Annotated in this window: 26 protein-coding genes; 15 read left to right on the top strand and 11 right to left on the bottom strand. The window is 31.8% G+C overall.

The window, feature by feature from the left end:
* Positions 1 to 17: 17 nt before the first annotated feature.
* Positions 18 to 662, bottom strand: a complete 645-nt coding sequence (locus tag EYD46_RS11280; RefSeq protein ID WP_130937250.1) for a DUF4271 domain-containing protein — start codon at positions 660 to 662, stop codon at positions 18 to 20.
* 101 nt (positions 663 to 763) lie between these two features.
* Here EYD46_RS11280 and EYD46_RS11275 point away from each other — a divergent pair, with 101 nt between their 5' ends.
* Genes EYD46_RS11275 through EYD46_RS11265 form a run of 3 tightly spaced genes read left to right on the top strand, consistent with a single transcriptional unit; the run spans position 764 to position 3,347 of the window.
* Complete coding sequence (locus EYD46_RS11275) at positions 764 to 1,489, top strand: polyprenol monophosphomannose synthase (protein ID WP_130937249.1); 726 nt, start codon at positions 764 to 766, stop codon at positions 1,487 to 1,489.
* Between the two features lie 11 nt (positions 1,490 to 1,500).
* Positions 1,501 to 2,841, top strand: a complete 1,341-nt coding sequence (locus EYD46_RS11270; protein WP_130937399.1) for a dihydroorotase — start codon at positions 1,501 to 1,503, stop codon at positions 2,839 to 2,841.
* Positions 2,841 to 3,347, top strand: coding sequence for a DUF4296 domain-containing protein (locus EYD46_RS11265; protein ID WP_130937248.1), 507 nt, complete (start codon positions 2,841 to 2,843; stop codon positions 3,345 to 3,347). The genes EYD46_RS11270 and EYD46_RS11265 overlap by 1 nt, the downstream gene beginning before the upstream one ends.
* Here EYD46_RS11265 and EYD46_RS11260 read toward each other — a convergent pair.
* Entirely contained in the window at positions 3,292 to 4,305 is a 1,014-nt protein-coding gene (locus EYD46_RS11260; protein ID WP_130937247.1) for an NAD-dependent epimerase/dehydratase family protein, read from the bottom strand. The two genes, EYD46_RS11265 and EYD46_RS11260, sit on opposite strands and share 56 nt — an antisense overlap.
* Before the next feature lie 86 nt (positions 4,306 to 4,391).
* On the opposite strand from EYD46_RS11260, the gene tyrS reads away from it, so the two are divergent.
* Positions 4,392 to 5,687, top strand: a complete 1,296-nt coding sequence (gene tyrS / locus EYD46_RS11255) for a tyrosine--tRNA ligase (protein ID WP_130937246.1) — start codon at positions 4,392 to 4,394, stop codon at positions 5,685 to 5,687.
* 117 nt (positions 5,688 to 5,804) lie between these two features.
* Here the strand turns inward: tyrS and EYD46_RS11250 are convergent, their stop codons facing one another.
* From EYD46_RS11250 to EYD46_RS11235, 4 genes are all read right to left on the bottom strand, one after another.
* Positions 5,805 to 6,251: a YHS domain-containing (seleno)protein gene (locus EYD46_RS11250; protein ID WP_130937245.1), complete on the bottom strand. Its 447-nt coding sequence runs from the start codon at positions 6,249 to 6,251 to the stop codon at positions 5,805 to 5,807.
* A gap of 70 nt (positions 6,252 to 6,321) precedes the next feature.
* Positions 6,322 to 6,852, bottom strand: coding sequence for a hypothetical protein (locus tag EYD46_RS11245; protein WP_130937244.1), 531 nt, complete (start codon positions 6,850 to 6,852; stop codon positions 6,322 to 6,324).
* Between the two features lie 111 nt (positions 6,853 to 6,963).
* Complete coding sequence (locus EYD46_RS11240; protein ID WP_130937243.1) at positions 6,964 to 7,944, bottom strand: LuxE/PaaK family acyltransferase; 981 nt, start codon at positions 7,942 to 7,944, stop codon at positions 6,964 to 6,966.
* Between the two features lie 85 nt (positions 7,945 to 8,029).
* Positions 8,030 to 8,374, bottom strand: coding sequence for a T9SS type A sorting domain-containing protein (locus EYD46_RS11235; protein ID WP_130937242.1), 345 nt, complete (start codon positions 8,372 to 8,374; stop codon positions 8,030 to 8,032).
* A 200-nt stretch (positions 8,375 to 8,574) separates the two neighbouring features.
* Here EYD46_RS11235 and EYD46_RS11230 point away from each other — a divergent pair, with 200 nt between their 5' ends.
* Together EYD46_RS11230 and EYD46_RS11225 are read left to right on the top strand one after the other, a co-directional pair.
* On the top strand, positions 8,575 to 9,252 hold the full coding sequence (locus EYD46_RS11230) for a response regulator transcription factor (RefSeq protein ID WP_130937241.1): 678 nt from the start codon (positions 8,575 to 8,577) through the stop codon (positions 9,250 to 9,252).
* Positions 9,252 to 10,295 (top strand): sensor histidine kinase, encoded by a 1,044-nt coding sequence (locus EYD46_RS11225; protein ID WP_130937240.1) that lies wholly within the window; start codon positions 9,252 to 9,254, stop codon positions 10,293 to 10,295. Before EYD46_RS11230 ends, EYD46_RS11225 begins: the two co-directional genes overlap by 1 nt.
* Here the strand turns inward: EYD46_RS11225 and EYD46_RS11220 are convergent.
* Positions 10,278 to 11,324: a glycosyltransferase gene (locus tag EYD46_RS11220; RefSeq protein WP_130937239.1), complete on the bottom strand. Its 1,047-nt coding sequence runs from the start codon at positions 11,322 to 11,324 to the stop codon at positions 10,278 to 10,280. The genes EYD46_RS11225 and EYD46_RS11220 overlap by 18 nt on opposite strands.
* A 123-nt stretch (positions 11,325 to 11,447) precedes the next feature.
* Between EYD46_RS11220 and trmB the strand changes: the two genes are divergently transcribed.
* The 3 genes from trmB to EYD46_RS11205 are packed head-to-tail and all read left to right on the top strand — an operon-like array spanning position 11,448 to position 13,091.
* Positions 11,448 to 12,125, top strand: coding sequence for a tRNA (guanosine(46)-N7)-methyltransferase TrmB (trmB, locus tag EYD46_RS11215; RefSeq protein WP_130937238.1), 678 nt, complete (start codon positions 11,448 to 11,450; stop codon positions 12,123 to 12,125).
* Positions 12,126 to 12,755: a LysE family transporter gene (locus EYD46_RS11210; RefSeq protein ID WP_130937237.1), complete on the top strand. Its 630-nt coding sequence runs from the start codon at positions 12,126 to 12,128 to the stop codon at positions 12,753 to 12,755.
* Positions 12,756 to 12,758: 3 nt separating this feature from the next.
* Complete coding sequence (locus EYD46_RS11205; protein ID WP_130937236.1) at positions 12,759 to 13,091, top strand: MGMT family protein; 333 nt, start codon at positions 12,759 to 12,761, stop codon at positions 13,089 to 13,091.
* A gap of 62 nt (positions 13,092 to 13,153) precedes the next feature.
* Here the strand turns inward: EYD46_RS11205 and EYD46_RS11200 are convergent, their stop codons facing one another.
* On the bottom strand, positions 13,154 to 13,729 hold the full coding sequence (locus tag EYD46_RS11200; RefSeq protein WP_130937235.1) for a hypothetical protein: 576 nt from the start codon (positions 13,727 to 13,729) through the stop codon (positions 13,154 to 13,156).
* 313 nt (positions 13,730 to 14,042) lie between these two features.
* On the opposite strand from EYD46_RS11200, the gene EYD46_RS11195 reads away from it, so the two are divergent.
* From EYD46_RS11195 to EYD46_RS11170, 6 genes are all read left to right on the top strand, one after another.
* Entirely contained in the window at positions 14,043 to 15,179 is a 1,137-nt protein-coding gene (locus EYD46_RS11195) for an Mrp/NBP35 family ATP-binding protein (protein ID WP_130937234.1), read from the top strand.
* Between the two features lie 3 nt (positions 15,180 to 15,182).
* A complete protein-coding gene (locus tag EYD46_RS11190; protein ID WP_130937233.1) occupies positions 15,183 to 15,428 on the top strand; it encodes a NifU family protein in 246 nt (81 codons plus the stop codon).
* A 194-nt stretch (positions 15,429 to 15,622) separates the two neighbouring features.
* Positions 15,623 to 15,952 (top strand): 2Fe-2S iron-sulfur cluster-binding family protein, encoded by a 330-nt coding sequence (locus EYD46_RS11185; protein WP_130937232.1) that lies wholly within the window; start codon positions 15,623 to 15,625, stop codon positions 15,950 to 15,952.
* Between the two features lie 55 nt (positions 15,953 to 16,007).
* Positions 16,008 to 16,340, top strand: coding sequence for a YegP family protein (locus EYD46_RS11180; RefSeq protein WP_130937231.1), 333 nt, complete (start codon positions 16,008 to 16,010; stop codon positions 16,338 to 16,340).
* A gap of 107 nt (positions 16,341 to 16,447) precedes the next feature.
* On the top strand, positions 16,448 to 16,750 hold the full coding sequence (locus tag EYD46_RS11175; protein ID WP_229731338.1) for a hypothetical protein: 303 nt from the start codon (positions 16,448 to 16,450) through the stop codon (positions 16,748 to 16,750).
* Between the two features lie 89 nt (positions 16,751 to 16,839).
* The gene (locus EYD46_RS11170) at positions 16,840 to 17,349 is read left to right on the top strand and encodes a ferritin (protein WP_130937230.1); all 510 of its coding nucleotides are present in this window, start codon (positions 16,840 to 16,842) and stop codon (positions 17,347 to 17,349) included.
* 50 nt (positions 17,350 to 17,399) lie between these two features.
* On the opposite strand, the gene EYD46_RS11165 is transcribed toward EYD46_RS11170, so the two are convergent.
* The 3 genes from EYD46_RS11165 to EYD46_RS11155 are packed head-to-tail and all read right to left on the bottom strand — an operon-like array spanning position 17,400 to position 19,857.
* A complete protein-coding gene (locus tag EYD46_RS11165) occupies positions 17,400 to 18,191 on the bottom strand; it encodes a DUF1853 family protein (RefSeq protein ID WP_229731342.1) in 792 nt (263 codons plus the stop codon).
* An 18-nt stretch (positions 18,192 to 18,209) separates the two neighbouring features.
* Positions 18,210 to 19,109: a metallophosphoesterase gene (locus EYD46_RS11160; protein WP_130937228.1), complete on the bottom strand. Its 900-nt coding sequence runs from the start codon at positions 19,107 to 19,109 to the stop codon at positions 18,210 to 18,212.
* 31 nt (positions 19,110 to 19,140) lie between these two features.
* Positions 19,141 to 19,857, bottom strand: a complete 717-nt coding sequence (locus tag EYD46_RS11155; RefSeq protein WP_130937227.1) for an SGNH/GDSL hydrolase family protein — start codon at positions 19,855 to 19,857, stop codon at positions 19,141 to 19,143.
* Positions 19,858 to 19,889 lie beyond the last annotated feature (32 nt).

The raw sequence follows: 19,889 nt of genomic DNA, 5'->3' as shown, positions 1-19,889 counted from the left end.
GGCTCAAAACAGTTTAATTAGGCACTAAAAATCGCATATATGATTACATAGGGCGCGATTTCAAGAGCGCAAAGATACAAAATAAAATAGAAAAAGTTGTTTTTAATTTCATTTTGATACGTTTTAAAAGTGGTAAATAACCCACTAATATTCACTATAAAGAGGAAACTAAAAATAAGATAGAGCAATATCTTTGAAGGAGTTATGCTAAATATTAAAATAGCATTAACAGGTAAGAGTAAAATGCCTAAATAATTTTTATAGCTAATTTTTTGAAAAAGATAGTCGTCTATAATATCGTCAATTTCAAATAGGCTTGCGATTAAACGCTCTAGAAGTACTTTTGCAAGCATAAAAACGCCAGAGCCTATAACAAACTTAACTAGTAGAGTGTTATTAACTTCAATTGAATTAGTAAAATTTTCAATGCATAACATGCAAAATATAGTGCCAGATATTATCAAGTTTAAAAACAATAAACCATCATAATAATCTAAGAACTTCTGGTCTTTACCATAAATTTTAAGATATCTTGAATTAGATATTACCATGATAAACTCATTAAAACGTTTTGGAGCAATGGTTTTAGCAATAGCAATAGTTACTAGGCAAATTAGTAGTAAAATAGTATAGAGTGTATGTGATGGTACTTCTCGAAGCATGGGTTAAAATTATCATAAATTTTAAAGAAGGGATAAATTATTACGAAATTTTTAAAAAAAAGAATACCTTAAAAATGTACATTTGTTTCATATTATTTTAGATGAAGCACGCTGTTGTAATCATTCCAACCTATAATGAGATTGAAAATATAGAACCAATAATAAGGGCTGTATTTTCTGAATCTAAGGATGTACACATCCTTATTGTAGATGATAATTCTCCTGATGGCACTTCTGATAAAGTTGTAGAGCTTCAAGGTGTTTTTACAGGTAGATTGCATTTAAAAAAACGCAATGAAAAATCAGGTTTAGGTACAGCGTATATTTTAGGGTTTAAATGGAGTTTGATTAGAAAATATGAGTACATATTTGAAATGGATGCTGATTTTTCACATGATCCAAAAGACTTAACAAAACTCTACAAAGCTTGTGCTGTAGATGGAGCAGATATGTCTATTGGCTCTCGTTACATCACTGGTGTGAATGTTGTAAACTGGCCAATGAGTAGGGTGTTAATGTCTTATTTGGCGTCAAAGTATGTGCGTTTTATAACAGGAATGGAAATTAATGATACTACAGCAGGTTTTGTTTGTTATAAACGTAAAGTTTTAGAAAGTATAGATTTACGTAAAGTTAAGTTTATTGGATATGCGTTTCAAATTGAAATGAAATTTAAAACGTACTTGAAAAAGTTTAAAATTGTTGAAGTGCCTGTTATTTTTACAGATAGAACTAGAGGCGAGTCCAAACTGAGTTCAGGAATTATTTCTGAAGCAGTTTTTGGAGTTATATCAATGAAATTTAAAAGTTTATTTAAACGAAAATAATTGTAATGGAATTGAAAAGGATACTGATAAAGAATGCTAAAATAGTTAACGAAGGCGATATTCATAGTGGCGATATATTAATTGAAGGAGAAGTTATAAAACAGATAGATAAATCAATTAGTGCCAAATGGGCTGATGTTACCATAATTGATGCAGAGGGAAAATATGTGCTACCAGGAGCAATTGACGATCAAGTGCATTTTAGAGAACCGGGATTAACACATAAAGCAAATATTGGTACGGAGTCTAAAGCTGCATTGGCAGGAGGGATTACATCTTTTATTGAGATGCCTAATACAAACCCACAGACGACAACGGTTGAAAAACTTGAAGAAAAATTTGAAATAGCTTCAAAAACTTCATCAGCAAATTATTCGTTTATGTTTGGAGGGACTAATGATAATTTGGATGAAATACTTAAGGTTGATGAATCCTCTGTTGCTGGATTAAAATTATTTTTAGGGTCATCAACGGGGAATATGCTAGTTGACGACCCAAAAGTTCTCGAGAAAATTTTCAAAAGTACTAATATGGTTATTTCAGTTCATTGTGAAGATGAAGGCACTATTAGAAAAAATCTTCAGGAGCATATTGATACTTATGGGGATGATATTCCTATTGAGAAGCATCCGATAATTAGAAGTGAAGAAGCGTGTTATTTATCCTCATCTAAGGCTATAGAATTAGCAAAAAAAACAGGAGCGAGATTACATGTGTTTCATCTATCAACAGGAAAAGAAACCAATTTGTTTACGAATAAAATTCCTTTAAAAGAAAAGAAGATAACAGCTGAAGTTTGTATTCATCATCTTTGGTTTTCAAATGAAGATTACAAGAAAAAAGGAACGCACATAAAATGGAATCCAGCGGTAAAAACAGCAACAGATAGAGATCAGCTATGGGAAGCACTGTTAGATGATAGAATTGATGTAATAGCCACAGATCACGCACCACATACTATTGAGGAGAAAAACAACGTTTATACTAAAGCACCATCAGGAGGGCCGTTAGTACAACATGCTTTACCTGCAATGTTAGAAAAGTATCATGAAGGTAAAATTTCAATTGAAAAAATAGTTGAAAAAATGTGTCATAACCCCGCTATTTTGTTTCAAGTAGAGCGCAGAGGATATATTAAAGAGGGATATTATGCAGATTTGGTTTTAGTAGATTTAAATAATCCGTGGACAGTAAAAAAAGAAAATATTCTATATAAATGTGGATGGTCACCTTTTGAAGGTGTTACTTTTAAATCAAGAATTACACATACTATTTTAAATGGTAGTTTAGTATATAAAAATTTTAAGTTTTCTGAAGTAAAAGCAGCAAAACGTTTAACATTTAACCGGTAATGTATAAAAAAACAATAATACTATTATGTATGGTATTAGGGCTTACTTCTTGCTATAGATATAATAAGCCAGATAAGCCTAAAAACCTTATTCCTAAAGATAAAATGGTTCATGTTTTGTTGGACTTAAAATATTTGGGAGCAATAACCGGAAAAGATAAAAAAGTACTTGATAGTGCCAAGGTTAATCCAGAAGGTTATGTTTATAAAAAGTATAATGTAGATAGCACACAGTTTGCGGAAAGTAATGCGTATTATACTTACTTTATGGATGAATATGCTGAAATCTATAAAAAAGTAAAAGATAGTCTCACTAAACTAAAAGCGCATTACAAAAAAATTCTTGATAAAGAGCGACAAGAAAAAAAGAAAGCAGATTCTCTAAAAGCTATAAAACAGGAATTGGAAGCAATAGAATTAGATACAGAAGTAGATTTGAAAGAGCTTGAACTTATTGCGCCTGTTTCAGATACTGATTCGCTATCTCCGAAATCACATCGTCAATAGATTGAAATTTATAACCCAAGGCTTTAGTTACTTTTGAATTTCTGTAATTTGTTTTAGTAGTTAAAGAAGTTGCAACTTGTTTTGTTAATACTCTGCGTTTACCAGTGAGTTTTCGTTTTAACCAATCTAATCGCCAACCAATTTTAAGTAACCAGGGTTTTGCTAATTTTTTTGGAGGTTTAACTTTAAGAGCCTTCGCTGTAGTTTTTAAAAAGGTTTTGTAAGACCAATTTTCTGCAACTAAAATATACCTTTCGTTTTTTATGTCGCTTTTTAGTAATTGTATCATAACATCCACAACATCTTTTACAGATACTAAACCGATACTTCCGGAAGTATAGTATTTAAGACCATTATATACTTTTTTAAATAAGCTGCCGCTACCGTAATGCCAGATGCCAGCAGCAAGAATAACACCTGGGTTAACAATTACAGCATCTAACCCTTCTTGAGTACCACGCCAAACCTCCATTTCAGCACCGTATTTAGTGATGGCATATACACTATTGTCATCTTCTGGATTCCAGTGCGTTTCTTCTGTAATAGCATTATCTCTTTTAATAGGGTTACCAATAGTTGCAATAGAACTTACGTAGCATATTTTTTTTATATTATTAGAAATACAAAGATTTACAATATTGGCAGTCCCTTCAATATTAGTTTGTCTTAAAAGCTGGTATTTATCAGGTTCAAAAGAAACAAAAGCAGCACAATGATATACATAACTAATTCCGTTAAGAGCCTCGCTTAAAGCGGGGACATCAAGAATGTCTGTCTTTACCCATTCAATTTTATCAAATAAAAGATTGTTGGTATCTCCGTAACAAGAAAATATATCTTTTACATTTTGAAGTTTACGCTCAGTGCGGTAAATAGCCCTAACGGTTTCATTGTTAGAAGTCAATTTGTGTAATAAGTGAGCTCCCACCAAGCCAGTTCCTCCTGTTACTAAAATCATGAAACGAAATTAAAGAATTATTCATAATCACTGCCTATGTCTGTGTGTATTTTTATATTTGCGCTAGTTTTCTAAAATTGAATAAAATGGCTAAGAATTTTGTTAAAGAGTTAACATGGAGAGGTATGATACACACAGTAATGCCGGGTGCTGATCAGCATTTGTTGGAAGGTATGAAAAGTGCATATGTGGGGTTTGATCCAACTGCAGATTCCTTGCATATAGGAAACTTGGTACCCATTATGCTTTTAGCGCATTACCAACGTTGTGGACATAAACCAGTTGCTTTAGTTGGTGGTGCAACAGGTATGATTGGAGACCCTTCAGGTAAATCAAATGAACGAAATTTGTTGGATGAAAAAACACTACGTCATAACCAAGAAGCTATAAAAAAACAATTAGCACATTTTTTAGATTTTGAAAGCAGTGCTGAAAATGCAGCAGTTTTAGTTAATAATTACGACTGGATGAAAGAATTCTCTTTTTTAGAATTTATTCGCGATGTGGGTAAACATATTACTGTAAACTACATGATGGCAAAAGATTCAGTAAAAAATAGAATATCTTCTGATGACTCAGAAGGTATGAGTTTTACAGAGTTTACATATCAATTAGTACAAGGATATGATTTTCTGCATTTGTACAGAGCTAACAATTGTACTGTTCAAATGGGAGGAAGCGACCAATGGGGTAATATCACTACAGGTACAGAACTGATAAGAAGAATAGGAGGTGGGAAAGGCTATGCTATAACTTGTCCGTTAATTACAAAATCGGATGGGTCTAAATTTGGAAAATCTGAAGGTGGTAATGTATGGTTAGATGCCAACCGAACGTCTCCATATAAATTTTATCAATATTGGTTAAACTCTAGTGATGAGGATGCTGAAAAATATATCAAAATATTTACATTTTTAGATGAAGAAGAAATTGATAGTTTGATTGAAGAGCATAATCAAGCGCCCCATTTAAGAGTGTTGCAAAAGCGTCTTGCGGAAGAGATTACAACAATGGTGCACTCCAAGGGAGATTTAGAAAATGCTTTAAAAGCAAGTAGCATTCTTTTTGGTAAATCTACAAGTGAAGATTTGAAACAACTGGATGAAAAAACATTTTTAGATGTTTTTGAAGGGGTACCGCAAGCGGAAGTTGATAAATCTGAAATCGATCAAGGCTTAGATATGATTGGTGCTTTGGCAGCTAAAACCAATTTTTTAAAGTCAAATGGAGATGCACGTCGTGCGCTTAAGGAAAATGCTATTTCTGTAAATAAAGAAAAGGTAAAAGAAGATTATAGAATTACCAAAGTAGATTTAATAAATGATAAGTTTGTATTGTTACAAAGAGGCAAGAAAAACTATTTTGTTTTAACTGTAAAATAAACAAAAGCCCAATCTCTCGATTGGGCTTTTCAAATTAACCAACTTACTAAAATAACTTTTCTTTATTCTTAGCTGTTGTTTTGTCGCAGTATTTTTTAATTACTTACATAAAGTAAGTTATTTGTTAAATTTAATTTTGTCCCAGTTATTATCTGCCATTTCTGTTAATTTATTATGGTTGTCTTTAAGCCATAACTCTAAGGTGTTTGTACCCCAAGCGTTGTAAAACAAATAGAGTTTTTCGTCTTTAATTAAAAACGACTTTGGATTTATTGAAACCTTATCACTTTTCAGTGCGACAGCATAAGCGCAGTAACCACCATATTGTGGTATATACTTTTCGGGATGTTCTAAAAATAGTTTTAGGTTCTCTTCGGAAGAGAATTTATAATTGATATTATTAAAAATGGTCTTAAACTTTTTAATGCCTTCCTTAGGTTCATTGGTAAAGTAAGCCACAACATCATATCCATTAGCGGCAAACCCCTTTTTAGTATTATAATCAATAGTTTGAGAAAATACAGTAGTACTAAGCGTTATAAAAAATATACTAAATAATTTCATGCTAAAGTTTATAACTCAGTCGTATATTTTATCATAACTTACTTAGTATTGGGTTTTAGTTATATAGTGCTTAACCTGCGCATTCAATACAATTTAAAATTAAATCAGATATCGTAGAATTCATAATTACAGTACCATCTGAACTACTAAAAACGGCGCTTAGTAATGCTTTATTGGAATTGCCGTTTAGGTTTGCTTGAAAAGATCTAATATCCAAACTTCCTGTAGCACCAGTAAAGGTAGAAGTGTTATCTACATACCTAAGCGTGGCATAAAAAGATTTAGTATTATCTCCTATTGGAAATTGGCTGCCGTTAACTAAAGCTTGAAAACTATCATCATTATCAACTATAGTTAATGTTAGTTTACCACCACTAGGGCCTTCAGCATCAGCAGTAATATTGATGTTTAAAGTTTGATCAGTTTCATAGTAATTAGTGAGTGTAGCAACTATGTTTTCCATAACAAAACCATCTCCATTTGTAAATGCAATAGAAATTGAACCCTGAGTTTGTTGCTGTTCTTCTTCAGAATTTTCAGATTCAGAACATGATAAAGTAAATACGAATACGAGAAGAAGTATACTTTTAAGAATTTTCATAAATATTAATGATTATAATTTTATACTATAACATCGTGTTATTTGTAAAATGTCATCATTAAAAATGTAAAATTTAATTTTTATAATTATTGTACTATTAAATTCTAGGAATTAAAGTGCCATTAAATTACAACCACGAATATCAGAATTATCAAAACGTCCAATAATTTCAAAAGAATTATCAGAATACATACGCCCTAAATCTTGAGTAGCTATAAAAGCGCAAGAGTTAACATTAGCTAAATCTATAATGTTGATGCCTCCAGTTTTTTCAGAATCAAGAAGAGTTAAAGGGTCTTCAGTATCTCGTATTAATATCTTCATCCATGGTGGAGAATTAAAAATACCATTTCCTTTAGAATATGCTTGGCTTAAGAGTTCTGTCATACCATATTCACTATGAATGGTATCAACGCCAAAGCCTTTTTTTAGGATGACATGTAACTCACTTCTTACAAGTTCTTTACGACGTCCTTTCATACCTCCGGTTTCCATTACAACGGTATTCTTTAAATTAAAAGAATGTTGTTCAATTAAATCTAACAAAGCAAAGGAAACACCAATAAGTAATATTTTTTCACCTTTTTTATCAAGTTGAATGAGTTTAGATGCTAATTCTGAAAAGTTATCCAAATAAAATCCACTATGTGAGGATTTTGATTGAGTAATTAAATCATTAACCATATAGATTAGCGATGAATCTTCGCGTTCTAGATAAGAAGGCAATAATGCTAAAACAACATAATCTTTAATATTGCCGTAAAATTGGGAAAACCCTTTAGAGAAACTGCCTTTGTAAACGTTTAGGTCAGAAACATAATGTTTGCTTTTTATACTTCCTGTAGTACCGGAGCTTGTAAATATAGTTTCGATTTGTTGGTTTTTGCAAATTACCTGTCGAGATTTAAAGAACTCAATAGGTAAAAAAGGAATCTCATTAACGGTTTTTACATCACTTGGGTGTTTGTATAGTAAATCGCAAAACGAACGATAGACTTTATTGTTTTCAAACTGATAATTGAATACACTAAGTGCGATTTTTTCAAATTCATGAGGAGAGCTTATGTTAAATATGTCCTTAGTATCTATCATAGTATTGCGGCGACAAAATTATATAAAAAAAGAGCATTGCTTTAAGCAATGCTCTAAATATCTTTAAAAAGATAATAGCTATAAGTTATTTTATCACTAATTTTCTTGTTTCACTAATTGATTCTTCTGTTATTTTTAGAATATAAACACCAGAATTTAATGAAGAGATATCTAACTCTTTTCTAGTGGTAACAGTAGCCTTAATTTGTTTGCCAAGAACATTATATATAGTTACTTCCTTAAACGCAAACTTATTCTTGCTTGTTATGTATATTGTAGATGCATTATCGCTTACCGGATTAGGATATACAAATAATTCTTCAATATTTAGTTTGGTTTCCAAAGGCGGAGGATTTCCTTGAGCAAATCCATTTTCAATAGACAACCCTAAAAAGCCGATAAAAAATAATAAAAAGTAGATGTTTTTCATAAAACGCTTTTTACATGATATAAAATTACTACAAAAGCATCAAAATCCATACCAAAATAGTGTTAAAAATTTATGTTTTATGTCGAAAAGTTAAATATCTGTAAGTGCTGTGTTACCTTTATGTTATTTGTGTTTTAAATTTTACAAATTATCGTTAATAATTTTATCTTTACTTTTCACATAAACGTCATTAATTAATAATGAATAAAAAGGATATAAAAATACTTCTTGTAGATGATGAGCCGGATATCTTGGAAATAGTAGGCTATAATTTATCAAGTGAAGGGTATCAGGTAATTACAGCCGAAAATGGTGTAGAAGCTGTAAAAAAAGCAAAAAAAGAATTACCTCAGTTGATAATTTTAGATGTAATGATGCCAGAAATGGATGGTATCGAAGCTTGTGAAAACATAAGAAAGCAACCAGAACTAAAAGATGTAGTAGTTACATTTTTAACAGCTAGAGGCGAAGATTATTCGCAAGTTGCTGGTTTTGATGCTGGCGCAGACGATTATATCACAAAACCCATAAAACCAAAAGTATTAGTAAGCAAAGTTAAAGCACTTTTAAGGCGCTTTAAGGAAGACGTAAAAGATACTGTTAAGGTTGGTAACCTTGTAATAAACAGGGATGAGTATAAAATTGTATTAAAAGGAAATGAAATAATTTTACCTAGAAAAGAGTTTGAATTACTATCTTTATTGGCGTCAAAACCAGGAAAAGTTTTTAAACGAGATGAAATCCTAGACAAAGTTTGGGGTAATGAAGTTGTAGTAGGAGGGCGTACTATTGATGTACACATCCGTAAATTACGCGAAAAAATAGGTGATAAAAGTTTTAAAACGGTAAAAGGTGTAGGCTACAAGTTTGTAGATTAATGCAAGTAAAATTTAAAAAGTCTTATAAGTTTGCGATAAATACATCGCTATACATTACCATATTTTTTACACTCTTAATGAGTGTTTTTTTGTATTATTATTTTACGTTTAAGTGGTTACCAGTTTTATTATTTGGTATCTGTTTTTATGCGTTCTCATTCATAATTATTCAATACCGTGTAGAGCGATACATATACAGAAGAGTAAAAAGTATTTATGATGATTTAACGCTTTTAGAATCAACAAGTTTAACACGTGGAGCTATAACTACTGATATGGCAACACTTACCCAAGAAATTGACAAATTTGCCAGAGATAAAAAACTTGAAATAGAAACTTTAAAAGTTAGGGAGCAATACCGAAAGGAGTTTTTAGGTAATGTGTCTCATGAGTTAAAAACACCATTATTTACCATCCAAGGTTACATTTTAACCTTACTAGATGGTGCTATGAATGATAAAAAAACTCGAAAAAAATATTTAGAAAGAGCCAATAGTGCTGTAGAACGTTTAAGCTATATAGTAAGTGATTTAGATTTAATAACTAAACTGGAAGCTGGAGATTTACGTTTACAACCAGAAGTTTTTGATATCGTAGTACTCATTAAAGAAGTATTTGGTATGGTAGAAATGCGTGCTAACGAAAAGAAAATTACATTAATGTTTGATAGAGATTATGAAAAACCAGTAATGGTACGCGCTGATAAAGAGCGTATTCAGCAAGTATTGGTAAATTTAATAATCAATTCCTTAAAGTACGGACGCTTAAAAGGAACCACAGAAGTAAGTATAGAAAACTTAATAAAAAATAAAGCAATTATCCGAGTTACAGATAATGGAGAAGGTATAGAGAAAAATCATTTGGCACGTTTATTTGAGCGTTTTTACCGAGTAGATAAAAGTGGATCAAGAAGAGAAGGTGGTTCAGGTCTTGGATTATCTATAGTAAAACATATTATAGAAGCGCACGATGAACGTATATATGTAGAAAGTGAATATGGTGTAGGTAGTGAGTTTTCTTTTACACTAGAAAAGGCTGAATAAGTCTTTATAATCTACTTGAGTATTAAAACTTTTTAATCCTTTGTATTCAGAAATCTTGTTGAGTAAAAAAATGCTAAAGTCTTTTTGTGAGCAACTGGGAACAAATCCTTGTTGTGTTAGACGTTTTGCCAAGTATTCCTGTTCGGTTTGTCCTGGTGTTGGAATAAAAAATGCTTTCTTCTCTAGTTTTGCAAGATCCATTATGGTGGTGTATCCAGACCTAGACAGTACTAGTTTACTCTGATTTATCGTTTTTTCAAGACGATTGGAGGTCATAAAATTATAAATAGTCACACCTTGTTTCTGTTCAATCGTTTGTTGTTTCTGTGGTACTCCCCTAACTACTACAACATTGCCACTAAAGTTTTTAACCTCTTTTAGTAACTTGTCTTCAAGTAAAGAGCGTTGAGGTTCAGGGCCAGAAAGCAATACAAGTAAATCAATAGATTCCTCTAGATCCATCTTAGTAAATCTGCTTATTGGTCCCATATATTTTGTGGTAATACTTAGGTGTTTTTTGTGCCCTAACTTTCCAGATAAGTTAAGATCGCTCTCTGCATCAGGAACCCAGCATTCATTAAAACGAGTAATATACTTCTCATGCAGTTTGGTGCTAAACCAAGTAGTGGTGCCACTTAAAACATTAAGTTGGTGGGTAATAAAGGTACACGGTACATGCTTATTGTAAACCCCTAGCCTATTATCTGAAATAATTCCTGAAATGTTATGTGTCTCTACAATATCACGTATGGCTTTTTTTTCAGCTTTAATCGCCTTTACCAATTTTGGGGAATCCTTTATCATTTTTAACTTAAAATGACTTCCTTTTTTGGAGTAGGTTACGTCATAAGACGGCAATTCTATCGAAGAGAATTCCGGGAATTCCTTTTGTAATAAGGTTAATGCTAAGCCATCGCTTGCAATTATAGGTTGAAAACCACGTGCATCTAAAGCTTTAAGTATGGGTATGCTTCTGGTGGCGTGTCCAAGGCCCCAATTAAGTGGAGCGACTAATATTCTTTTTTTCATGGTGTATTGAGACGAACCTAATTAAGGGTTGGGTTAAATTCAAAAGTAAAGATATAAACCCTGTTATATATTTCCTTAATTTTACCAAATCAAAATAAATAATTAAGAAACAGTTAATACACATTGGGTAGTAAAAACAAACTAAAACGGTTTAAGGAGAATGAAACATTTGCTAACGTGTTTCAACCAACACGAGAAGAGCTTGTAAAAAGTGAATATGGATTAAAAGGACAATGGAATGCAAAATTCTTTAAAAATAATAACCCAATTGTTTTAGAATTAGGATGTGGTAAAGGCGAATATTCTGTAGCGCTAGCGCAAAAATATACTAATAGAAACTTTGTAGGAATTGATATAAAGGGTGCCAGGTTTTGGAGAGGGGCAAAAACTGCAATTGAAGAAAATTTAAGTAATGTGGCATTTTTAAGAACTCAAATTGAGTTGATAGACTATGCCTTTGCTGAAAACGAAGTAGATGAAATTTGGATTACCTTTCCAGATCCACAAATAAAATACAAACGCACTAAGCACCGTTTAACAAACTTAGAGTTTTTAAAACGGTACAAGCATATTTTGAAGCCAGACGGATTAGTAAATTTAAAAACAGATAGTGAGTTTATGCATGGTTATACCTTAGGGCTGTTACATGGTGCAGGGCATGAAGTGCTGTATGCAAACCATAATGTATATAAACAAGAAGGAAGTCCAGAGGAAGTTACTAGCATACAAACTTTTTATGAATCACAATATCTAGAACAAAATAAACCTATTACCTTTATAAGGTTTAAAATAAATGGGTAAATGAACCTAACTTTTGTTTTTTTTCTTGGTCTTTTCTTTGCATTCATAGGAGTTATCCCTCCTGGGTTGCTTAATATGACAGCTGCGAAAATAAGTTTAAAAGAAGGGCATGTAAGAGGTATAGTATTTTCTATAGGAGTATGTATCATTGTTTTTGCTCAAACCTATTTGGCTGCCGTTTTTGCGCGGTATTTAAGTATGCATCCAGAGGTTGTTGATGTTTTAAGAAGTGTAGCTTTAGTAATTTTCATCTTAATAACAATTTACTTTTTGTTTATAGCAAAAGCTTCCTCAAAAAAGCAAATCAAACCAGAAGTTAAAAGCAAACATAGTCGGTTTTTTCAAGGCATGTTAATGTCAGCTATTAATGTATTTCCAATACCTTATCAAGCCTACATTACTATAACATTGGCATCAATTAATTTATTGGATTTTGAGTTTACAAGCATCATATCATATGTAGCAGGAGCAGGTATGGGTACCTTTGTAATGTTGTATGTGTATATTTTCTTCTTTGATAAAATTAAGAGTAAGTCGTTTACCTCTCAAAAAAATATGAATTATATAATTGGTGGTATTACAGGCATTATTTCAATTATAACTTTAATAAATGTTATTAGAGATTTTTAAAAGATGAAACCTGAGACCTTAAATTTTTTTGATAAAGTTTACGAAGTAGCACGTTTAATACCTTACGGAAAAGTAACCAGTTATGGTGCTATTGCAAAATATTTAGGAGCAGTAAGAAGTGCAAGAATGGTAGGCTATGCTATGAATGGTTCTACAGGGAAGGATGTGCCAGCACATCGCGTTGTAAATAGAAAAGGCTTATTAACAGGAAAGCATCATTTTGATGGCACCAATTTAATGCAGCAACTTTTGGAAAGTGAAGGCGTAATTGTTAAGGATAACCAAATTCAAAACTTTGATGCCGTGTTTTGGGATCCATCAAAAATGCTACAATAGCTTTTTTTACAAAAAATAAAAAGCCGCTTAAAGTTTAAATTTACACGGCTTTTTAAATATCACTATATTCTAGTAAATGTAAGTCTAAGAGAAAGGTTTATGTCAAAATCAACCCCAGAACTATTAATTTGTTCTGATGCACTTGTACTTAAGATCAAAGAAGTATTAGTAAGCTCCTCAATAATGTAATCAGGATTAGTAGAGAGGTCTTCATCTATAACGGGAGCATTAGTATTGAATGAAGCAAAATCCTCAGTAAAAGTTATTATATTCCCATTTCTACTCCAACCAGCTTCAGAATTTATATCGCTTATTGTAGTAGTTTCTGTTGAGTTTACCCCATTTACAGAAGATATTAATTCTACATCAAAACTACCGTTTTCAGTAATTGCTCTATTCGGATTTTCACTAAATGTTATAATGTAATCAATATTAAGTGCTTTGCTAGTAAAGCTAGAGGTTAAAGTGTTATCCTGTACAGTTGCGGTTGTACTGCCATTGCTAGTATAACTAATTAATTCCCAGTCTCCTAATAAATCTCCAGAGGTGTCCATTTCGTCATCACTCTTTTCACAGCTAAGCGTTGCTAGTACAACTAAAAATAATAGGGTTAATTGTTTAAGTGTTTTGTTCAACATAATCAAAAAGTTTAGGTTAATATAACAGTCCTATTGTCAGACGTTAATTTTGAGTCGCAAAGATATAATGTTTTAACTATGATAGAAGATTTGTCTTCTATTTTACAAATAGTATATTTTGTGTTGTTATTTTTTGAATTCTATTAAAAACTACAATAACTTAATATGCGAATTTTATGAAATACTCAATAATCAATGTGATAAAAACCCATAACCAAACCCAATAACTACATCAAGAAAACTTCTTACTTAGGTCATTAGTCTTCACTCATATTGCCTATCTTTGCATTTAGAATGATTCTGAATAAAGACAATGAAATTAAATAAACAAGATATACTAAAAGCCTTAGAAACTATTACTGTTCCAGGAGAAGGGCAAAATATGGTAGAAAGCGGTGCTGTAAAAAATGTAGTAACTTTTGCGGATGAAGTAATTGTTGATATTACCATAAATAACCCTAGTCTTCAAGCTAAAAAGCGAACAGAAGTTGATATTCTTAAAACAATTCATGAAAAAGTTTACGAGAAGGCAAAAATTACAGTTAACGTTAAGGTAGAAGCTCCTGCAAAGCCAAAAGCCAATGTTATTAAAGGTAAGCCTATTCCTGGGATTCAAAATATTGTAGCAGTAGCTTCAGGAAAAGGAGGAGTTGGTAAATCCACGGTTACAGCTAACTTGGCAGTATCCTTATCTAAAATGGGTTTTAAAGTAGGTGTATTAGATGCTGATATTTACGGACCTTCAATACCAATAATGTTTGATGTAGAGGCAGAAAAACCTCTGGCCGTAAATATAGATGGAAAATCTAAAATGAAACCCATTGAAAATTATGGAGTAAAAGTATTATCCATCGGATTTTTTACGCAACCTAATCAAGCTGTAGTATGGAGAGGCCCTATGGCAGCAAAGGCATTAAACCAAATGATTTTTGATGCACATTGGGGAGAATTAGATTTCTTATTACTGGATTTACCTCCAGGAACTGGTGATATTCATTTAAGTATAATGCAATCGTTACCTATAACAGGTGCAGTTGTAGTAAGCACACCGCAAAATGTAGCATTGGCAGATGCAAAAAAGGGTGTAGCTATGTTTCAACAAGATAGTATTCAAGTACCAGTTTTAGGAATTATTGAAAATATGGCGTACTTTACGCCTGCCGAGTTACCTGAAAATAAGTACTATATTTTTGGACAAGAAGGTGCTAAACACTTAGCGGAAGATATAGAGGTGCCATTTTTGGGAGAGATTCCTTTAGTGCAAAGTATTAGAGAAGCAGGAGACATTGGAAGACCGGCAGCGTTACAAACTGCAACACCGTTAGAGCAAGCATTTGAAGCCCTAACGCAAAATGTAGTGCAGGAAGTTGTAAGGAGAAATGAAGATTTACCACCAACTGAAGCAATAAAAATTACCACAATGGCTGGGTGTTCAGCTGTAAAGAAATAAGACATGACAACAGAGGAAGTAAAATCAAATGTAGAGAAAGCTCTGGAAGAGATTCGCCCGTTTCTTCAAAGTGATGGTGGCGATATTTCGTTATTATCTATAGAGAATGACGATACGCTGGTAAAAGTGCAGTTACAAGGCGCTTGTGTTGGCTGTAGTGTTAATCAAATGACCTTAAAATCAGGTGTGGAAATGACAATAAAAAAGTACGCACCTCAAATCGAAGAAGTTATCAATATTGAAGTTTAATTGTCACACTATAAAACTTTCGATAATACACGCTTTTTGATGCAAAAGCTATGTAAAAAGTATACTTATTTTATGGATTTGATATTTTTTTTAAATCCTATTAAATTAGTAGGATATTAATGTGAAAGTTCCATTTCCTTCATTTAAATTTGTGGCATAAATTATGCTAAGTCTTTCGCAGTAAATAGTTTCAAATGCAAGATATTAATATAAAAATAACGGATAGAGATGGTGTAACGCATGATATTGTGGCACCAACAGATATGGCAATGAATTTAATGGAGGTTGTAAGATCTTACGAACTCGCGCCAGAAGGGACCATTGGTGTTTGTGGCGGTATGGCAATGTGTGCTTCTTGCCAGTGTTATGTACATAGTGAAACTGAACTACCAGAGATGAGTGATGATGAAGAAGCTATGCTATCTGAAGCCTTTGATGTTCGTGATAATAGTCGTTTGGGTTGTCAAATACAAATCACATCAGATATGGAAGGTTTAGAGGTAGAACTAGCACCAGAAAGTTAATTTTATGTGACTATAACAATAATTTAGTGTCTAATAAATACTTAATCTAAAGTAAATGACACTAATAAAATTATACAAAGATAAATTTGAAAAATATAGCTTTTTTGTTAAAGTAAATCATCAAATAATTTTTTTTAGTAGACCTTACGCTTCAAAATATAAATGTATAGAAAAGATAAATTTTTATAGAGCGCATTGTAGGTTAGACAAAAATTATAAACGTTTAAAAGCTGATTGTGGTAGTTATTATTTTGTTTATTGTAATCATTTAAATGGAGAGGAAATAGGGATGAGCGAAAGTTATTTAGATGCTAATACTATGGAACATTCAATAACACAAATGAGAATGATTAAAATAAATATGGATACTCAAGTATATGCTATTTAATTTATCTATTCGATAACCAAGACCTGCAAAATATTTGGAAAATACATTTAAATATATCTCCTATAATTTAATTTTAATTTATTCTAAATAAAAAGTATATTTGCGTCGTGAATATAGAAAAGCAGATGGAATATCCGTACCAAATTAAAAAAGCTACATTTTGTAAGTATGTTTTATGTACTCCAAATAAAGATATTCATCTAAACTTTCCTCAAATGTTAGAGTTAAGACGTAAGATAAATGAATTAACTGCTTTTAACTCGCTAACAAATATTATAAACACAGATAATTTTGTGTTATTGTTTATTGCAGATAAACAACATCTTCTCTATCTAGATATACCGCAACTTCTTAAGTTAAGAGATGAAATAATGGTTCTATTTCATGCGCCTAGCATTTCTTATGTGTAAAAACTATATTTATTTAGACTCTTTATAAATTTTACTTATACTAGTTTCTGGTTTTCATTTATTGTAACTTTGTTAAAAACAATGAAGTTATGAATACAACAGCTATAAGAAAACAAATGTCCATTCATCCAGATGTAATGGATTTATTAAATAATCAAGTCGCTATGGAAATGAAGGCATCTGCCTCTTATTTAGCAATGGCATCTTGGTGTGATCAAAGAGAATTATTGAATAGTAAGGCTTTTTTCTACAAGCAAGCCGAGGAAGAAAGAGAGCATGCTATGAAGATATTTGAATTTATTAATGATAATGGTGGAGCTGCACTTTCTCCAAACGTTACCAATGTAAATAATGATTATGAGAGCCTAAGAGGTGTCTATGAAACAGCCTTGGAGCATGAAATAGCCGTTACAGAATCTATTTTTAACATTTTTAGAGCAGCAAGAAAAGAAGGAGATCTTATAACGGAGGTATTTTTACAATGGTTTATTACAGAACAATCTGAAGAAGAAGATACTATGAGAAGTATTATTGATGTATTTGATTTAATGGAAGGTATGCCTCTTAAAATGATAGATGAAAGATTGCCAAAAGAATAAAAGACTCAAAAGAGTATAAACTAGACTAAACGATAAAAATGTTCCTTAGGTTACCACCATACAAGGAACATTTTTTTTATCTCTCCATTTTTGAATTTTACCCAGCTAAGTATAGATACTTCTTTTGCGAGATAGTCTTTAGTATTAAATATAAAATCATCAAAGTTTAACCAATCAATATCAGTATATGGTATAACTAACCAATCCTTTTTATTTGGAATATGAAATTTGCAGTCTATAAGTTGGAGTAGTTGTTTTTTATTAAGATAATAACCAGAAATACACGAAGTATTAAGTGTGTTTAGTGTTCTATTTTGATTAGAAAAGGGTAAAAATAATTGTGCTTTAAAATAGACATATTGCGTAATAGACGAAGTTTGCAAGCCTAATTCTTCTAGATAGGGTTTACAGACATCAGAAAAAAGTAGAGGTAGTTGTTTGTCTTTTAGTTTATTTAACTTTTCAATAAGAGAATCTTTTCTATTTGGTCCAATGAAATGTTCAATTTCAGAATTTCCAGCAGAGTCGTCGAATAAGTAAAATTTATAAATAACCTCAAGATGTATAGGTGTATTGTCTCTTAATAACAAACAGTCTAACTCTCCTAAAGTTGTTTTGTCTTTTTGAATTTGAATGTTTTCAGCGATGATAGAAATACCCGCTTGCTGTTCTAATTCAAAAGACACCAAGCGTTCCACATATTTGCCCAAACGTAGCTGTTCATCTATAGCAATATTTATTTTATTGGTTTTAGATGAGATTTCAAATTGCTTTAAATCAAAAACAGCGTTATTATGCCATAAATAGGACGTATTTAAAAAACCTTCGTAACGTTTTTGAATGCTAATAGTTCTGTAGATTTACTCGGTTTTATAATCAATTAATTTTCTAGGACCTTCTAATAATACCCTTACTATCTGTAGTGTACCATCGTCTTTTGTTGAAATTTGCCATTTAATTAATGAGATAGCCCCGTTTTCAATTTCTAAACCAGTAATACTTCTGGGGTGCACACAGCTACCATCATTAAAAAAAGCAATATCCCCCGGCTCAGGAAAACGAGGGCGATGGGTATGACCAAAAATAGTTAGTAGATTATTGTTTTGGGCAATCCATTTCTTAGCACGCTTTTCAACTTTTATAAGTTCTTTGTAATTTTTAGCAGGACTTGTAGGGTCTGCAATTCCCATAACATTTAGAGGTTTCCAAAGAATTCGTACTAAAAATCTGCTCCACTTCCAAAATAAATAATTCCACCAATCTGCCTGATGCCCGTGTGTTAAAAACAGCTCTTGTTCAGTAGTACAATGCTTTAAAATCAACCCTTCATGATAGGTAATATTTCCAAAAAGCTCAACCTCCTTACCAATTTTAGGATCAAAATACGTAGAGAGATGCTTTTTTACATAATTAGGATTGCGATATACCATATCATGATTACCCCAAATCATGTGAAGACGATTATCCTTATGAAATAACTTCATAAGCATATACACATTCTTGTGGGCATTAAGAATAGACTCAAACGTGAGGTTTTCCCAAAGTTCATCACCATCTCCTAATTCGCAATATTGAAACCCTTCGGCGTAATAATGTTTTAGTGCATGGAAATAGATGTTGCGATTATTAGCAAAATCGTCTGCAAAACTGTTGTCACCACGGTGACAATCGCTAAATAATACAAACTTGCTATCGTCATCAAAATCAATAACTTTAGCGTTTTTATAAGCCTTATTTAGACGTTTTTTAGAAGAAAACATGCCCACTAGTGTTTAGGCTAATATAGGTAATTTAGTTACTATTATAGCCAATTTTTTCAAGTGCATATGGTAAAATACGACTCACAAATTTAGAGTAAGCTAAGGTAGAAGGGTGTAAACGATCGCTCGCAATCAAGTTAGGCTCATCTAAACCTAACCTGGTAATATCAGTAATATAAACATAGGTTATATCGTTTTGCTTGCAATAGGCTTCAATAAAGTTATTATACTTATCAATACCTGTAGAGATAGATTCTCTTCCAGCACCATAAGGCGTGTATGCATAGTCTGGTATAGAAACTACTATTAAGTGCTTTTTAATCCCCTTTGTGTAGCATATAGCTTTATTAACTAACTCAGGAAATTGTGTTTCAAATTGTTCAAATGGTCTTCCTTGAAATTGATTGTTAACTCCAATTAATAAAGTAGCTAAGTCATAATCGTTTTCAATAGTATTGTCCTTTAATGCATTGAGGAGAGCACTGGTAGTCCATCCGGTTGTAGCAATAACTTTTAAAGCTATATTGTCGTTTTTAGTTATTAGTTTTAAACTATCTTTAAGTTGTTCAGGAAATCTACAAGTATCACATACACTTGCACCAATAGTGTAACTGTCTCCTAGTGAAATAATTTTTAAGGGCTTTTTAGTTTCTGTGTCATTAACATTGTCTTCTTGAGAATTAGTAGAACAACTCACACACAGAAAAACTGCTAAAACGACGTTTAGCAATAAACGATTCAATTTCATTTTTCTTTTAAAGATACGGCTTTAAAAGCTAA

It is taken from the genome of Hyunsoonleella pacifica (genome assembly GCF_004310335.1).
GTDB lineage: Bacteria > Bacteroidota > Bacteroidia > Flavobacteriales > Flavobacteriaceae > Jejuia > Jejuia pacifica.
Note: the sequence above shows the minus strand (reverse complement) of the source record. Positions and strands in the feature narration are given on the sequence as shown.

Bases quoted from the DNA above. Each gene is read 5' to 3' on its own strand.
- EYD46_RS11180 (WP_130937231.1), top strand. From the start codon at position 16,008: ATGACACTAATAAAATTATACAAAGATAAATTTGAAAAATATAGCTTT.
- EYD46_RS11230 (WP_130937241.1), top strand. From the start codon at position 8,575: ATGAATAAAAAGGATATAAAAATACTTCTTGTAGATGATGAGCCGGAT.
- EYD46_RS11155 (WP_130937227.1), bottom strand. From the start codon at position 19,857: ATGAAATTGAATCGTTTATTGCTAAACGTCGTTTTAGCAGTTTTTCTG.
- EYD46_RS11195 (WP_130937234.1), top strand. From the start codon at position 14,043: ATGAAATTAAATAAACAAGATATACTAAAAGCCTTAGAAACTATTACT.
- EYD46_RS11250 (WP_130937245.1), bottom strand. From the start codon at position 6,251: ATGAAATTATTTAGTATATTTTTTATAACGCTTAGTACTACTGTATTT.
- EYD46_RS11220 (WP_130937239.1), bottom strand. From the start codon at position 11,324: ATGAAAAAAAGAATATTAGTCGCTCCACTTAATTGGGGCCTTGGACAC.
- EYD46_RS11225 (WP_130937240.1), top strand. From the start codon at position 9,252: ATGCAAGTAAAATTTAAAAAGTCTTATAAGTTTGCGATAAATACATCG.
- EYD46_RS11275 (WP_130937249.1), top strand. From the start codon at position 764: ATGAAGCACGCTGTTGTAATCATTCCAACCTATAATGAGATTGAAAAT.
- EYD46_RS11235 (WP_130937242.1), bottom strand. From the start codon at position 8,374: ATGAAAAACATCTACTTTTTATTATTTTTTATCGGCTTTTTAGGGTTG.
- EYD46_RS11185 (WP_130937232.1), top strand. From the start codon at position 15,623: ATGCAAGATATTAATATAAAAATAACGGATAGAGATGGTGTAACGCAT.
- EYD46_RS11240 (WP_130937243.1), bottom strand. From the start codon at position 7,944: ATGATAGATACTAAGGACATATTTAACATAAGCTCTCCTCATGAATTT.
- EYD46_RS11245 (WP_130937244.1), bottom strand. From the start codon at position 6,852: ATGAAAATTCTTAAAAGTATACTTCTTCTCGTATTCGTATTTACTTTA.
- EYD46_RS11260 (WP_130937247.1), bottom strand. From the start codon at position 4,305: ATGATTTTAGTAACAGGAGGAACTGGCTTGGTGGGAGCTCACTTATTA.
- EYD46_RS11200 (WP_130937235.1), bottom strand. From the start codon at position 13,729: ATGTTGAACAAAACACTTAAACAATTAACCCTATTATTTTTAGTTGTA.
- tyrS (WP_130937246.1), top strand. From the start codon at position 4,392: ATGGCTAAGAATTTTGTTAAAGAGTTAACATGGAGAGGTATGATACAC.
- EYD46_RS11190 (WP_130937233.1), top strand. From the start codon at position 15,183: ATGACAACAGAGGAAGTAAAATCAAATGTAGAGAAAGCTCTGGAAGAG.
- EYD46_RS11170 (WP_130937230.1), top strand. From the start codon at position 16,840: ATGAATACAACAGCTATAAGAAAACAAATGTCCATTCATCCAGATGTA.
- EYD46_RS11210 (WP_130937237.1), top strand. From the start codon at position 12,126: ATGAACCTAACTTTTGTTTTTTTTCTTGGTCTTTTCTTTGCATTCATA.
- EYD46_RS11205 (WP_130937236.1), top strand. From the start codon at position 12,759: ATGAAACCTGAGACCTTAAATTTTTTTGATAAAGTTTACGAAGTAGCA.
- EYD46_RS11280 (WP_130937250.1), bottom strand. From the start codon at position 662: ATGCTTCGAGAAGTACCATCACATACACTCTATACTATTTTACTACTA.
- EYD46_RS11160 (WP_130937228.1), bottom strand. From the start codon at position 19,109: ATGTTTTCTTCTAAAAAACGTCTAAATAAGGCTTATAAAAACGCTAAA.
- EYD46_RS11265 (WP_130937248.1), top strand. From the start codon at position 2,841: ATGTATAAAAAAACAATAATACTATTATGTATGGTATTAGGGCTTACT.